The organism is Pseudomonas sp. CC120222-01a (genome assembly GCF_003097235.1).
Lineage (GTDB): Bacteria > Pseudomonadota > Gammaproteobacteria > Pseudomonadales > Pseudomonadaceae > Aquipseudomonas.
This window is the reverse complement of the sequence record NZ_QEQQ01000012.1, coordinates 94,150-107,262: the sequence shown is the minus strand read 5'-3', so window position 1 is coordinate 107,262 and position 13,113 is coordinate 94,150. Positions and strand designations below refer to the sequence as shown.

Annotated in this window: 14 protein-coding genes; 6 read left to right on the top strand and 8 right to left on the bottom strand. The window is 64.1% G+C overall.

Translation table 11 applies throughout. From position 1 onward, the window contains the following. The first annotated feature begins 145 nt into the window (after positions 1-145). Both N430_RS16790 and N430_RS16785 read left to right on the top strand, forming a co-directional pair. Positions 146-1,021, top strand: a complete 876-nt coding sequence (locus N430_RS16790; protein ID WP_110637036.1) for a DMT family transporter — start codon at positions 146-148, stop codon at positions 1,019-1,021. Between the two features lie 13 nt (positions 1,022-1,034). After that, positions 1,035-1,493 carry a DUF4265 domain-containing protein gene (locus N430_RS16785; RefSeq protein ID WP_110637039.1) on the top strand — a complete coding sequence of 153 codons (459 nt, stop codon included), beginning with the start codon at positions 1,035-1,037 and terminating at the stop codon, positions 1,491-1,493. Between the two features lie 3 nt (positions 1,494-1,496). Here N430_RS16785 and N430_RS16780 read toward each other — a convergent pair whose 3' ends face one another. The 4 genes from N430_RS16780 to cysK form a co-directional block, all read right to left on the bottom strand. Further along, positions 1,497-2,378, bottom strand: a complete 882-nt coding sequence (locus N430_RS16780; protein WP_110637042.1) for a DMT family transporter — start codon at positions 2,376-2,378, stop codon at positions 1,497-1,499. Positions 2,379-2,494: 116 nt separating this feature from the next. Continuing rightward, a complete protein-coding gene (locus tag N430_RS29465; RefSeq protein WP_158288788.1) occupies positions 2,495-2,659 on the bottom strand; it encodes a hypothetical protein in 165 nt (54 codons plus the stop codon). Positions 2,660-2,835: 176 nt separating this feature from the next. Continuing rightward, positions 2,836-3,771: an aspartyl/asparaginyl beta-hydroxylase domain-containing protein gene (locus N430_RS16770; RefSeq protein ID WP_110637045.1), complete on the bottom strand. Its 936-nt coding sequence runs from the start codon at positions 3,769-3,771 to the stop codon at positions 2,836-2,838. A gap of 172 nt (positions 3,772-3,943) precedes the next feature. Next, the gene (gene cysK / locus N430_RS16765; RefSeq protein ID WP_110637048.1) at positions 3,944-4,918 is read right to left on the bottom strand and encodes a cysteine synthase A; all 975 of its coding nucleotides are present in this window, start codon (positions 4,916-4,918) and stop codon (positions 3,944-3,946) included. 135 nt (positions 4,919-5,053) lie between these two features. Here cysK and N430_RS16760 point away from each other — a divergent pair, with 135 nt between their 5' ends. The 3 genes from N430_RS16760 (at position 5,054) to N430_RS16750 (ending at position 8,275) form a co-directional block, all read left to right on the top strand. After that, on the top strand, positions 5,054-6,127 hold the full coding sequence (locus N430_RS16760) for a DUF748 domain-containing protein (RefSeq protein WP_110637051.1): 1,074 nt from the start codon (positions 5,054-5,056) through the stop codon (positions 6,125-6,127). 110 nt (positions 6,128-6,237) lie between these two features. Further along, positions 6,238-7,083 (top strand): MoxR family ATPase, encoded by an 846-nt coding sequence (locus N430_RS16755; RefSeq protein ID WP_060510353.1) that lies wholly within the window; start codon positions 6,238-6,240, stop codon positions 7,081-7,083. A 13-nt stretch (positions 7,084-7,096) separates the two neighbouring features. Next, positions 7,097-8,275, top strand: a complete 1,179-nt coding sequence (locus tag N430_RS16750) for a VWA domain-containing protein (protein ID WP_110637054.1) — start codon at positions 7,097-7,099, stop codon at positions 8,273-8,275. 113 nt (positions 8,276-8,388) lie between these two features. Here the strand turns inward: N430_RS16750 and N430_RS16745 are convergent, their stop codons facing one another. From N430_RS16745 to N430_RS16730, 4 genes are read right to left on the bottom strand one after another with little or no spacing between them, the layout of a single operon-like run. After that, positions 8,389-9,306, bottom strand: a complete 918-nt coding sequence (locus N430_RS16745) for a biotin-dependent carboxyltransferase family protein (RefSeq protein ID WP_110637057.1) — start codon at positions 9,304-9,306, stop codon at positions 8,389-8,391. Beyond that, positions 9,303-9,989, bottom strand: coding sequence for a 5-oxoprolinase subunit PxpB (gene pxpB / locus N430_RS16740; protein ID WP_110637060.1), 687 nt, complete (start codon positions 9,987-9,989; stop codon positions 9,303-9,305). The genes N430_RS16745 and pxpB overlap by 4 nt, the downstream gene beginning before the upstream one ends. After that, a complete protein-coding gene (locus tag N430_RS16735) occupies positions 9,986-10,765 on the bottom strand; it encodes a 5-oxoprolinase subunit PxpA (RefSeq protein WP_110637062.1) in 780 nt (259 codons plus the stop codon). The genes pxpB and N430_RS16735 overlap by 4 nt, the downstream gene beginning before the upstream one ends. A 9-nt stretch (positions 10,766-10,774) precedes the next feature. Beyond that, entirely contained in the window at positions 10,775-12,061 is a 1,287-nt protein-coding gene (locus N430_RS16730; RefSeq protein WP_110637065.1) for an MFS transporter, read from the bottom strand. A 129-nt stretch (positions 12,062-12,190) separates the two neighbouring features. Here N430_RS16730 and N430_RS16725 point away from each other — a divergent pair, with 129 nt between their 5' ends. Further along, the gene (locus N430_RS16725) at positions 12,191-13,102 is read left to right on the top strand and encodes a LysR family transcriptional regulator (protein WP_110637068.1); all 912 of its coding nucleotides are present in this window, start codon (positions 12,191-12,193) and stop codon (positions 13,100-13,102) included. Positions 13,103-13,113: the final 11 nt, after the last annotated feature.

Here is a 13,113-nt window from a genome sequence, read left to right as displayed (position 1 = left end):
CTCCACAATACTGAACGCTGTGATATCCCTGTGGGAGCGGGCGTGCCCGCGAAGAGGCCAGTACAGGTTTACAGCGCAAGAAAGCACAAGAATCGCCCAGGCGAGTCACGTACACTCGCGCCCTGCCCTGTACCCGGAGACCGTTGTGAGCCCCATCGCCCTAGCCCGCCTGCTGACCCTTGCCGCTGTCTGGGGGGCGAGCTTCCTGTTCATGCGCATCATCGCCCCGGAGCTGGGTACCGTCCCTACCGCGTTCTTCCGCGTCTCCATCGCCTGCCTGGGCCTGATCGCCATCCTAGCCGCCACCCGGGTGCGCTGGAACTTCGACGGAAAGCTTGGCGCCTGCCTGGTGCTGGGCATGATCAACTCGGGCATCCCGGCCACCTTCTACTCCGTGGCCGCGCAAGTGCTGCCCGCCGGCTATTCGGCGATTTTCAACGCCACCACACCGCTGATGGGCGTGCTGATCGGCGCGTTGTTCTTCCGCGAAGCCATGACCCTGCCCAAGCTCGGCGGCATCTTCCTGGGCCTGTTCGGTGTCGGCATCCTCAGCGGCGCCGGCCCGGTAGCACTGGACATGGCCCTGGTGCAAGGTGCCCTGGCCTGCCTGGCAGCCACCACCTGCTACGGTTTCGCCGGCTTCCTCGCGCGGCGCTGGATCAGCGGCCTGGACAGCCGCCTGTCGGCCCTGGGCAGCATGCTCGGCGCCACCTTGATGCTGAGCCCGCTGTTCGCCTGGAGCGCCATGACCCAGCCTCCGGCAAGCTGGGGCGGCTGGCAGGTATGGCTGTCGCTGCTGGGCCTGGGCCTGCTATGCACCGCCTTCGCCTATATCCTGTACTTCCGCCTGCTGGCCGAAATCGGCCCGGTCAAGGCCAGCACCGTGACCTTCCTGATCCCGGTGTTCGGTGTATTGTGGGGAGCGTGGCTGCTCGATGAACCCTTGTCGATGGCCCATGTATATGGCGGTGTGCTGATTGCCCTGGCGCTGTGGCTGGTACTGCGCCCGGCGCGCACGTGAGGCGATGCGGACCATGAGCGACACATTCAAGAAGGTGCTGTTCCGCCTGGAACAGGACGCAAGCGGCTACCCGCCAGCCTCGGTGGAAGGCTTGTGGACACAGGCGGTCGCTGGGGGCTATCGGGTCGACAGCATCCCCTTCCACGTCTACGGTATCGCCCCCGGTGACATCATCAGCATTCGCCACGAAGGCGACCAGGCCTGGTTCGACGCCTTGCAGCAGAGCGCCGGAGCGTCGGTGTTCCGGGTCGTCGTCAGGCCACCGGAAACCCTGGAGCAGGTGCACGCGGCCCTGGCCGAATTCGGCTGCACCTGCGAGGTGGAAAAGGCGGTCAGGATGCTGGCAGTCGAAGTGCCGGCAACGCAATCGGCCGACACCCTGCTCTACTACCTGCTGACCCAGCGCGAAGCCGGCACCCTGGACTTCGAGGAAGGCGTGTTGCGCCACGCCATCCCCGAAGAGTTTCGCTAGGCCTTACGCCTCAGCCAACCGCGCCGCCGGCTTGCGGAATACGAACAGCAGGCCGACCACGATCAGCCCCATGCCCAGCAGGCTCAACGGCGCCAGACGGTTGCCGAAGATCAGGAAATCCATCACTGCAGTCACGGCCGGCACCAGGTAGAACAGGCTGGTGACATTGACCAGGTTACCCTTGGCGATCAGCCGGTACAGCAGCAGGGTCGCCAGCAGCGACACCACCAGCCCCATCCACAGCAGCGCACCAACGAAACCACCGGTCCACTCCACATGCAGCGGTTGCAGCGGCGCGAACACGGCGCACATGGCGAAGCCGGCGATGTACTGCAATGGCAGCGTGCCCATCGGGTTGTCGGTGATGCGCTTCTGCAGGATCGAGCCGAAGGTCATGCTGGCCAGCGCCAGCAAGGCGAACAGCATGCCGAGCAGCGACACCCCGCCGAGGTTGATGCCCTGATAGACCACCATTACCAGCCCGCCAAGCCCCAGGCCCAGGCCGAACAAGCGGCTCCAGGAACGCTGGCGCTCCATCAGCACCACGGTGAGGATCGGTTGCACCCCCATCACCGTGGCCATCACGCCCGGGGTGACGTGGGTATTGAGCGCCAGCAGGTAGAAGATCTGGTAGGCGCCAAGCAGCACGCAACCGGTGCCCAGGGCACGCAGGATCGCCCCCCGTGTGCGCGGCCAGCGCAGGCCCAGCAACGGGCCGATCAGCAGCAGGCCGGTCAGGGCCAGCGCCGAGCGCAGCAGCAGGAAGGCGAAAGGGCTGGCATGGGCCAGGCCGAGTTTGGAAACGATCGCGCCACTGCTCCAGAGCAGGACGAACAGGCTGGTGGTGGCCGCCGAGGCCACGGATGCTTTGTTGAAGACAGACATGTATTGCCACCTGATGTAAGGCGAGTAAGCCAGACGGCGGGCGTGAACTTCAGCGAGGGAAGGTGCCGACCGTGTTCAGTAGGTTGCGGGTGCGAAGGGATGCGGCCAGAAGCCGATCAGCCCAGCACGACCACGCAAGGAGGCGGAGCTACGCCGCCTACGACGCCACTGACACGTGGTGGTGGGTAGTGACTGATCATGACCGGCTGCTGACTGCCACGCACGACCATGCCCGCGACTGGCGCGATGGCAAAGCTTGCGGTGGAAGGGATGGCTGGCATGATCGGGTCTTCAGGGAAGAGAAGTGTTTCGGAATATAGCGGTGAATTCAGGGTTGGGCAATAGCCTGATCCGGCCTCTTCGCGGGCAAGCCCGCTCCCACAGGTACTGCACAAGCATTAGGTTCTGTGCAATCCCTGTGGGAGCGGGCGTGCCCGCGAAGAGGCCAGCCCTGCTATCAGAACAACCAGCGATACAGGAAGTAAGCCACCACCACCGCCAGCACCGGCCGCAGGATGCGGTAGGCCTTGGGGTTGGCACGCTTGAACTGCTTCATGCGGGTACTGATCTTGTTGCTGAAGCGCTTGCTCCAGGCATACGCCTGGTTGATCCCGCCCACACGTTCGTCATCGGTGTTCTGCGGCGCGGTGGCGCGGCCGAGGAAGGCACTGACCTTGCGGTTGATGCGGGTCATCAGCGGGCTGCTCAGGGGGCGCTCGATGTCGCAGAACAGGATCACCCGGGTCACGTCGGTTTCGTTCTTGACCCAGTGCACGTAGGTCTCGTCGAACATCACGTCCTCGCCGTCACGCCAGGCGTATTCCTCGCCATCGACGTAGATACGGCAGGCGTCAGAGTTGGGGGTCGACAGGCCCAGGTGGTAGCGCAGCGAACCGGCAAACGGGTCGCGGTGCGGGTTCAGGTGGCTGCCGCCAGGCAACAGGGCAAACATCGCACCCTTCACATTGGGAATGCTGCTGACCAACTCGACGGTTTTCGGGCACAGCGCCTCGGCAGACGGCAGCGGCTTGTCGTACCACTTCAGGTAAAAGCGCTTCCAGCCTTTCTTGAAGAACGAACCGAAGCCAGCGTCGTTGTCCTTCTCGGCAGCACGGATGTAGCCCTCGTCGAACAGGCGCATGGCCTCCTCGCGGATCACCTGCCAGTTGTCCTTGAGCACGTCCAGCTCGGGGAAACGCTGGCGGTCCAGGTAGGGCTTGGACGGCACACCGGAAAACAGGTACATCAGGCTGTTATAAGGTGCGAACAGCGCCGAATGGTTGACGAACTGGCGCAGTACCGGCAGGCGAGCCTTGCCGCGCAGGTGCACGTACAGCACGCTGCCGAAGAACACCAGCAGTACACCTGCCTTGGCGAGGAAGGAAAAGGTCATGCATCACTCCTTGGAGTGGAAGCAGGCCAGCGCTGCCTGCTCCCAGAAAAATCATCCGGCCATCATAAACCCATCCCGCCCCGGTAAAAACAACCTGGGCGGGATCTCACTCATGAAGATTTTGCAATAAACCAGGTCGCCGAATGTTGCGCCGGATCAGCGGCCGGGCGGATTACTGCTGGTTTTCCTGCTCGCTGAACAGGTCGCTGAACAGCATGCTGGACAGATAACGCTCGCCCGAGTCGGGCAGGATTACGACGATGGTCTTACCTTGCATTTCCGGCTTCTCGGCCAGGCGCACTGCTGCTGCCATGGCCGCGCCACAGGAGATACCGCAGAGGATGCCTTCTTCCTGCATCAGGCGGATGGCCATGGCCTTGGACTCTTCGTCGGTCACGGTCTCGACCTGGTCGACGATCGACAGGTCGAGGTTTTTCGGCACGAAACCGGCGCCGATGCCCTGGATCTTGTGCGGGCTGGGCTTGAGCTCTTCACCGGCCAGGGTCTGGCTGATCAGCGGCGAAGCCACCGGCTCGACCGCCACCGACAGGATCGACTTGCCCTGGGTGTGCTTGATATAGCGCGACACGCCGGTAATGGTGCCGCCGGTGCCAACACCAGCAACCAGCACATCGACCGCGCCGTCGGTGTCGTTCCAGATTTCAGGCCCGGTGGTCTTCTCGTGGATCGCCGGGTTGGCCGGGTTGTCGAACTGGCCCGGCAGGAAGTACTGGGCAGGATCGGAGGCGACGATTTCGTTGGCCTTCTCGATGGCGCCCTTCATGCCCTTGGCCGGCTCGGTCAGCACCAGCTCTGCGCCCAGCGCCTTGAGCACCTTGCGGCGCTCCAGGCTCATGGACGCCGGCATCGTCAGGATCAGCTTGTAACCACGGGCGGCGGCAACGAACGCCAGGCCGATACCGGTGTTGCCCGAGGTCGGCTCGACGATGGTCATGCCCGCCTTGAGTTTGCCGCTGCTCTCGGCGTCCCAGACCATGTTTGCGCCGATCCGGCACTTGACCGAGTAGCCCGGGTTGCGCCCTTCGATCTTGGCCAGAATGGTCACCCCACGCGGGGCGATACGGTTGATCTGCACCAGCGGCGTGTTGCCGATGGAGTGGGCGTTGTCTGCGTAGATACGGCTCATGGCAGGGTCCTTGAACATGAGAAACAGCAGGGAAAGACTTAAAGGGTAAGCCCGCCCCGGTGGCCAGTAAAGCCTGTTCGAACTCCCGGGCTTTGCCTGCGGTCAACCGTGCAACCCGCTGCGGAGAGCCTTGCGATGAAAGCTCGCTACCGCTGGCCGATGATTGGTCTGGCCAGCCTGATCGTGCTGCTGGTGGCCCTGCAGGTGGCCCTGCCCTATCTGATGCGCGACTACCTGAACGACAAGCTTGCCCATATGGGTGAGTACCGCGGCCAGGTGGCCGACGTTGACCTGGCCTGGTGGCGTGGCGCCTACCAGATCAACGGGCTGAAGATCGTCAAGACCTCCGGCAAGGTCCCGGTGCCATTGCTGGATGCGCCGCTGATCGACCTGTCGGTGAGCTGGCATTCGCTGATCTACGACAAGGCCGTGGTGGCCAAGGTGAGCTTCCTGCGCCCCGAGCTCAACTTCGTTGACGGCGGCAGCAAGCAGGCCTCGCAGACCGGCCGGGGCACCGACTGGCGCCAGCAGCTGGAAAAGCTGCTGCCCATCACCCTCAACGAAGTGCATATCGAAAACGGTACCCTCACCTTCCGCAACTTCAACTCCAAGCCACCGGTCGACCTCAAAGCCACGCAACTCGATGCGGACATTCGCAACCTGACCAATGTGCGCGACCAAAAGGGCCACCGCGATGCCAGCTTCGACGCCACTGCCCTGCTGCTGGGCGATGCCAAGGTCGAAAGCCGCGCCACCTTCGACCCGTTCAGTGATTTCGACGACTTCGAATTCCGCCTGCGCGCCACCGGCATCGAACTGCGCAGGCTCAACGACTTTTCCAGCGCCTACGGCAAGTTCGACTTCAATGCCGGGCACGGCGACCTGGTGATCGAGGCCCAGGCCGAACAGGGCCGGCTGCACGGCTACATCAAGCCGTTGTTGCGCGATGTCGATGTGTTCGACTGGCAGCAGGACGTGGAGAACAAGAACAAGGGCATTTTCCGCTCGATCTGGGAGGCGCTGGTGGGTGCCAGTGAGACGGTGCTGAAGAACCAGCCGAAAAACCAGTTTGCTACCCGGGTCGATCTGAACGGGAGCGTGCACCAGCAGAACATCAGTGCTTTCGAGGCGTTCCTGCAGATCCTGCGCAATGGCTTCATCCAGGCGTTCAATGCACGTTATGAGCAGTCCCCGCCCAGTTCCGACTGAGCCTGCGTGACGGGCCATTCAGGGACTGAATACCCGGTCTGCGTTTCCAGCTGCCTGGGCCCGCGTTATAGTCGTTGGCAAACTATAGGCACCCCGCAGAGGACAGACCCATGAAGTTCGAAGGCACCCGCGACTACGTCGCCACAGACGACCTGAAGCTGGCGGTCAACGCGGCCATCACCCTCGAACGCCCGCTGCTAGTCAAGGGCGAGCCCGGCACCGGCAAGACCATGCTCGCCGAGCAGCTCGCGGCCTCGTTCGGCGCACGCCTGATCACCTGGCACATCAAGTCCACCACCAAGGCCCACCAGGGCCTCTACGAGTACGACGCGGTCAGCCGCCTGCGCGATTCGCAGCTGGGCGTGGACAAGGTCCACGACGTGCGCAACTACCTGAAGAAAGGCAAGCTGTGGGAAGCCTTCGAAGCCGATGAGCGGGTGATCCTGCTGATCGACGAGATCGACAAGGCCGACATCGAGTTCCCCAACGACCTGCTGCAGGAACTCGACAAGATGGAGTTCTACGTCTACGAAATCGACGAGACCATCAAGGCCAGGCAGCGCCCGATCATCATCATTACCTCCAACAACGAAAAAGAGCTGCCCGACGCCTTCCTGCGCCGCTGCTTCTTCCACTACATCGCCTTCCCTGACCGCAGCACCCTGCAGCAGATCGTCGACGTGCACTACCCGAATATCAGCCAGTCGCTGGTCAGCGAGGCGCTGGACGTGTTCTTCGACGTGCGCAAAGTACCGGGCCTGAAGAAAAAGCCGTCCACCTCCGAGCTGGTCGACTGGCTCAAGCTGCTGATGGCCGACAACATCGGCGAAGCCGTGCTGCGCGAACGCGACCCGACCAAGGCCATTCCGCCGCTGGCAGGTGCCCTGGTGAAGAACGAGCAGGACGTGCAGCTGCTCGAACGCCTGGCCTTCATGAGCCGGCGCGGCAACCGCTGACAGGAGCCGGGCCATGCTGCTCAACCTGTTCAATGAAATGCGCGCGGCCAAGGTGCCGGTTTCGGTGCGCGAACTGCTCGACCTGCACCACGCCCTGCAAAAAGGCGTGGTGTTTGCCGACATGGACGCCTTTTACTACCTCGCCCGCGCCATCCTGGTGAAGGACGAGCGCCACTTCGACAAGTTCGACCGTGCGTTCGCCGCCTACTTCAAGGGCCTGGAAAACCTCGACCAGCATATCGAGGCGCTGATCCCCGATGAATGGCTGCGCAAGGAATTCGAACGCTCGCTCACCGACGAGGAACGCGCACAGATCCAGTCGCTGGGCGGCCTGGACAAACTCATCGAGGAGTTCAAGAAGCGCCTCGAAGAGCAGAAGGAGCGCCACGCCGGTGGCAACAAGTGGATCGGTACCGGCGGCACCAGCCCGTTCGGCTCGGGCGGCTTCAACCCTGAAGGCATCCGCGTCGGCGAAGCCGGGAAGCGCCAGGGCAAGGCGGTAAAAGTCTGGGACCAGCGCGAATACAAGAACCTCGACGACCAGGTCGAACTGGGCACGCGCAACATCAAGCTGGCCCTGCGCCGGCTGCGCAAGTTCGCCCGTGAAGGCGCCGCCGAAGAGCTCGACATCGACGGCACCATCGACCACACCGCGCGTGACGCCGGGCTGCTGAACATCCAGATGCGCCCGGAGCGACGCAACACGGTGAAGCTGCTGTTGCTGTTCGACATCGGCGGCTCGATGGACGCCCACGTCAAGGTCTGCGAAGAGCTGTTCTCGGCCTGCAAGACCGAGTTCAAGCACCTTGAGTACTACTACTTCCACAACTTCGTGTACGAGTCGGTGTGGAAGAACAACTTGCGCCGCACCTCGGAGCGCTTCTCCACGTTCGACCTGTTGCACAAGTACGGCGACGACTACAAGGTGGTGTTCGTCGGCGATGCGGCCATGGCGCCGTACGAGATCACCCAGCCGGGGGGGAGTGTCGAGCACTGGAACGAAGAGGCCGGGTATGTGTGGATGCAGCGCTTCAAGGAGAAATTCAGGAAGATCATCTGGATCAATCCGTATCCCAAACAGGCCTGGGACTACACCGCGTCGACCCACCTGGTGCGGGATCTGATCGAGGACAAGATGTATCCACTGACCTTGCAGGGGCTGGAAGAAGGGATGCGTTACCTGTCCAAGTGATGGAGCCTGGACCGGCCCTTTCGCGGGCATGCCCGCTCCCACAGGGATAGCGTTTGCTTGAGCTACCACTATCTCCTGTGGGAGCGGGCGTGCCCGCGAAAGGGCCAGCAGCCTTACAACCAACGGCCCAGGAAAACCTGCTGCTCCCGCCAGGCCTCTTCCTGCACAACGGCCCTGAACCGCACCACCGCCCCCGGCATGCACTGCGCCAACTGCGCCAACGCCAATGGCGTCAACGCCCCCAGCCGCGGATAGCCACCAATGGTCTGCCGGTCATTGAGCAGCACGATCGGCTGCCCGTCCGGCGGCACCTGCACTGCCCCCAGCGGAATCCCTTCGGAAATCATCGGCGCGCCCTGATAGACCAGCTCCGGCCCAAGCAAACGGATACCCATGCGGTCGGCCCGGCTGTCCAGCGTCCAGTCACGGTTGAACGCCTCGAACAGGCTGGTCCCGCTGAAGTCGCCAATCTGCGCGCCCATGACCAGGTCGAGCACCGGCTTGACCGCATAACTCGGGCGCATCGCTACCGGGACTTCGCGCAAGGCCGGCGAACCACCGGCAAAGGAGAGCATCTGCCCCTTCCCCAGCGCTGCCCCTCGCCCATCGATCCCTCCCAGTTCCTCGCGCACGACCGTGGCACAGCTGCCCAGCACATCCTCGCCGACAAACCCGCCCGGAGCTGCCAGATACGCCCGCACACCCTGCTTTGGCTGCTTCAGGGTCAAGCGCTGCCCTTTAACCAGAACGAAGCTGCGCCACGGTAGCAACGGTTGATCATCCACCTGTGCCTCCAGGTCGGACCCGGCCAGCGCCAGCACGCAATCCTGCTCGGCCACCAACGCAAAACCACCCAGCGCCACCTCGACCACCGGCGCCCCCAGCGAGTTACCCAGCAGCCAGTTGGCCCAGTGCATCGCCACCCAGTCCAGCGCCCCGCCCTGGGTCACGCCCAGGTGCCGCACGCCAAAGCGCCCGGCGTCCTGCAACTGGCATAGCGCAGTACTGGCCTCGATCTTCAACTGCTTCATCCTTGCGCCTCCACATCGCCGCCCAGGGCCAGGAATTCCTCACGCGATATCGCCACGAAGCGCACCCGGTCCGCCGGCTGCAGCAGGCTGTAGCCATCGCGTTCGCGGTCGAATAGCCGCACAGGCGTGCGCCCGATCAGGTTCCAGCCACCCGGCGACACGGCGGGGTAAGCCGCAGTCTGGCGCTCGGCGATGCCAACGCTGCCCGCTGCCACGCGCTTGCGCGGGGTGCTCAGGCGCGGGCTGGCCAGGCGTTCGTCGACCAGCCCCATGAAGCCGAAACCGGGGGCGAAGCCCAGGGCGAATACCGGGTACTCGCGTTCGCTATGCAGGCGGATCACCTCGGCTTCGCTCAGCCCGCTGCGCGCTGCCAGCACAGGCAATTCCGGGCCGACGCTGGCGTGGTACCACACCGGGATTTCATGGCGCCGGCCAGCGCTACCGGTGTCCGGCTGCAAGCCTTCCAGCGCCTGGGTGATCAGCGCCCGCGCCTCGCCCGGTGGCAGATCGAACTGCACCATCAGCGTGGTGTAGGAAGGCACCAGATCGACCAAGTGCTCGCCGAGCGCCGCGCTCAGGCGCTGGCTGGCGGCGAGCATCCACGGCATGTTGGCTTCGTCGATATGGTCGAACAAGCGCACCATCAGGCTGTCGATGGCCACGACTTCGATACGCAGCTTCATCGCGCCTCCAGCGCATCGAGGGCCTGGCGGATCTGCCGCACGGCCGCCACCGAACTGTCGTTGTCGCCATGCACGCAGAGGGTGCTGGCGGCCAGCTGCAACGCGCTGCCATCATCCGCCACCAGGGTTTCACCGCGGGCCAGGCGCAGGGCCTGCTCCACCACCAGCGCCGGGTCATGGTGCACCGCGCCCGGCAGGCGCCGCGAGACCAGGTGGCCGCTGGCGGTGTAGGCGCGGTCGGCGAAGGCTTCGAACCACAGCGGCACGCCGATTTCATCACCCAGGGCCTGGGCCGCGCGGTTGTCGGCGGTGGCCATGAGCATCAGCGGCAGGCCATTGCCATAGGCCGCCACGGCTTCCAGCACGGTGCGCAGCTTGAGCGGGTCGGCCATCATGTCGTTGTACAGTGCGCCATGGGGCTTCACATAGGCCACGCGGCCGCCGAGCACCTTGCAGATGCCGTCCAGGGCACCGATCTGGTAATGCAGCAGGTCGCGGATTTCTTCAGGGCTGCAGGCCATGGAGCGGCGGCCGAAGCCGACCAGGTCCGGATAGGCCGGGTGCGCGCCGATGGTCACGCCGTGCTCCAGCGCCATGGCCACGGTGCGGCGCATGATGCTCGGGTCGCCGGCGTGGTAGCCGCAGGCGATGTTGGCGCAGTCGATGTAGGGCATCACCTCGGCATCCAGGCCCATGCGCCAGCTGCCGTAACTCTCGCCCATGTCGCAATTGAGTAGCAGGGGTTTCACCTGACGTGCTCCCGTGTCGATGTTCATAGGCCTACCTTAGCGCGCCTGAAGTTGTTTGCCGCGTGTTTCCGGCAAGCTCAGCGCTGCCACGATCACCACGCCATAAGACACCGCAGAGAACACGCCGATGCCCAGGCCCAGGGGGATCTTCTCGCCAAGCAGGCCGATCAGCAGCGGGAACAAGGCGGCGATGACCTTGCCGATGTTGTAGCAGAAGCCCTGCCCCGAACCACGCACCCGGGTCGGGAACAGTTCGGTCAGGAACGCGCCCATGCCGCTGAAGATGCCCGAGGCGAAGAAGCCCAGCGGGAAGCCCAGCCACAGCATCACGCCGTCGCTGACTGGCATCTGCGTATACAGCAGCACGATGATGAACGAACCCACGGCGAACAGGATGAAGTTCTTCTTGCGCCCCAGCAGGTCGGACAGGTACGCGCTGACCACATAACCGATGTAGGACCCGACAATCACCATGGCCAGGTAGCCGCCCGTGCCCAGCACGCTCAGGCCGCGCTCGTTCTTGAGGAAAGTCGGCAGCCACGAAGTGATGGCGTAGTAGCCACCCAGCGCGCCGGTGGTCAGCAGCGAGGCGCGTACGGTGGTCCAGAGCATGCCGGGGGCGAAGATTTCGTAGAAATGCGACGGCGCTTCGGCGGTTTCCCCAGCCTTGGCCTGACGATACACCTCCGGGTCCTTGACCAGTCGGCGGACGAAGATCACGAAGATCGCCGGCACCAGGCCCAGCAGGAACAGCGCGCGCCAGGCCTGTTCCGCTGGCAGCCAGGAGAACAGCAGCGCATACAGGATCGCCGTCAGCCCCCAGCCAATGGCCCAACCCGACTGCACCATGCCCACCGCCTTGCCGCGGTCCTGGGCCCGGATCACCTCGCCGATCAGCACGGCGCCGGCGGTCCACTCGCCACCGAAACCGAAGCCCATCAAGGTGCGGGCGATCAGCAGCTGCTCGTAGTTCTGGGCGAAACCGCAGAGGAAGGTGAAGAAGGCGAACCACAGTACCGTCAGCTGCAAGGTGCGCACGCGGCCAATGCGGTCAGAGAGAATGCCCGCGACCCAGCCACCGACGGCCGAGGCGATCAGGGTGCTGGTGTGGATCAGCCCGGCTTCTGCAGTGCTGATGCCCCACAGCATGATCAGCGTCGGGATGACGAAGCTGAGCATCTGCGTGTCCATGCCGTCCAGGCCATAGCCGATCTTGCAGCTCCAGAATGTGCGCCGTTGTTGTTGGTCGATGTCGCGGTACCAGGCGAACGGGCCGGTCGAAGGGGGGGATTGCACCTGCTGCTGCACGCCGCTTGGGTTCATGCTTGCCTCGGCTTGTTGGTATTGTTTTATGGGCGACGTCGAGCGTCGCGGCCTGGGCGTCATGTTCAGAGGCCGTGCTGCCTGCGTCCAACGAGAAAAACCGCCGGTCTGGAACAAGAAAAACTGATCATGAACCTTCGCTTCCTCGAAACCTTTGTCTGGGTCGCCCGCCTCAAGAGCTTCCGCCTTACCGCCGAGAAGCTGTTCACCACACAGGCCTCGGTGTCCAGCCGCATTGCCGCGCTGGAGGCCGACCTCGGGGTGAAACTGCTGCTGCGCGACTCCAGGGGTGTCAGCCTGACGCCGGAAGGCAGCAAGGTGCTGGAGTATGCCGAGCGCATGCTCGACACGGCCAAGGCCATGAAGCAGTCGCTAGACAGCGACCGGGCCAAGGTCGGGCGCATTCGCGTCGGGGTAATGGACACGGTGATCCACACCTGGATGAGCGCGCTGGTGGCGGAACTGACCGAGCGTTACCCGCAGGTGGAGATCGAACTGGTCGCCGACACCGCGCTGAACCTGCGCGAGCAGCTGCAGAAGGGGTTTCTCGACGTGATCCTGCAGACCGACCTGTTGCGCGAACAATCGATCCGCAGCCAGGACCTGGCGCGCTACCCCATGGGTTGGGTGGTGGCGGCAGGCTCGGTGTACCACCGCGACTTCGCTTCATTGGCCGAGCTGGGCCGCGAGCGGATTGTCACCTTCTCGAAGAACTCACGGCCGCACCAGGAGGTGCTCAGCCTGCTGCAGGGTGCCGGGGCCGAGACACCGCGGTTGAACTGCGTGAACTCGGTGGCGGCTATCACCCGCTTGCTGCGCGATGGCTTCGGGGTTGGCGCCTTGCCACCGGCCTTGGTGGATGCGGAGTTGAGCCGGGGTGAGCTGGTGCTGCTGGAAGGCCTACAGCCACCGCCGAGCCTGGAGTTGGTGGTGGCGTGGCAGACCGGGGTGGCGTTGGTGGATGAGGTGGTCGGCGTGTGCCGGCAGGTGCTGGAGCGGTATGCCCGGGATGTGGGTGGGCAGCGGATTGTGCTGGTCTGACAGCTTTGTAC

Excerpts from the sequence above, each read along its gene's own strand:
- N430_RS16785 (WP_110637039.1), top strand. The coding sequence starts at position 1,035 with ATGAGCGACACATTCAAGAAGGTGCTGTTCCGCCTGGAACAGGACGCA.
- N430_RS16780 (WP_110637042.1), bottom strand. The coding sequence starts at position 2,378 with ATGTCTGTCTTCAACAAAGCATCCGTGGCCTCGGCGGCCACCACCAGC.
- N430_RS29465 (WP_158288788.1), bottom strand. The coding sequence starts at position 2,659 with ATGCCAGCCATCCCTTCCACCGCAAGCTTTGCCATCGCGCCAGTCGCG.
- N430_RS16770 (WP_110637045.1), bottom strand. The coding sequence starts at position 3,771 with ATGACCTTTTCCTTCCTCGCCAAGGCAGGTGTACTGCTGGTGTTCTTC.
- cysK (WP_110637048.1), bottom strand. The coding sequence starts at position 4,918 with ATGAGCCGTATCTACGCAGACAACGCCCACTCCATCGGCAACACGCCG.
- N430_RS16760 (WP_110637051.1), top strand. The coding sequence starts at position 5,054 with ATGAAAGCTCGCTACCGCTGGCCGATGATTGGTCTGGCCAGCCTGATC.
- N430_RS16755 (WP_060510353.1), top strand. The coding sequence starts at position 6,238 with ATGAAGTTCGAAGGCACCCGCGACTACGTCGCCACAGACGACCTGAAG.
- N430_RS16750 (WP_110637054.1), top strand. The coding sequence starts at position 7,097 with ATGCTGCTCAACCTGTTCAATGAAATGCGCGCGGCCAAGGTGCCGGTT.
- N430_RS16745 (WP_110637057.1), bottom strand. The coding sequence starts at position 9,306 with ATGAAGCAGTTGAAGATCGAGGCCAGTACTGCGCTATGCCAGTTGCAG.
- pxpB (WP_110637060.1), bottom strand. The coding sequence starts at position 9,989 with ATGAAGCTGCGTATCGAAGTCGTGGCCATCGACAGCCTGATGGTGCGC.
- N430_RS16735 (WP_110637062.1), bottom strand. The coding sequence starts at position 10,765 with ATGAACATCGACACGGGAGCACGTCAGGTGAAACCCCTGCTACTCAAT.
- N430_RS16730 (WP_110637065.1), bottom strand. The coding sequence starts at position 12,061 with ATGAACCCAAGCGGCGTGCAGCAGCAGGTGCAATCCCCCCCTTCGACC.
- N430_RS16725 (WP_110637068.1), top strand. The coding sequence starts at position 12,191 with ATGAACCTTCGCTTCCTCGAAACCTTTGTCTGGGTCGCCCGCCTCAAG.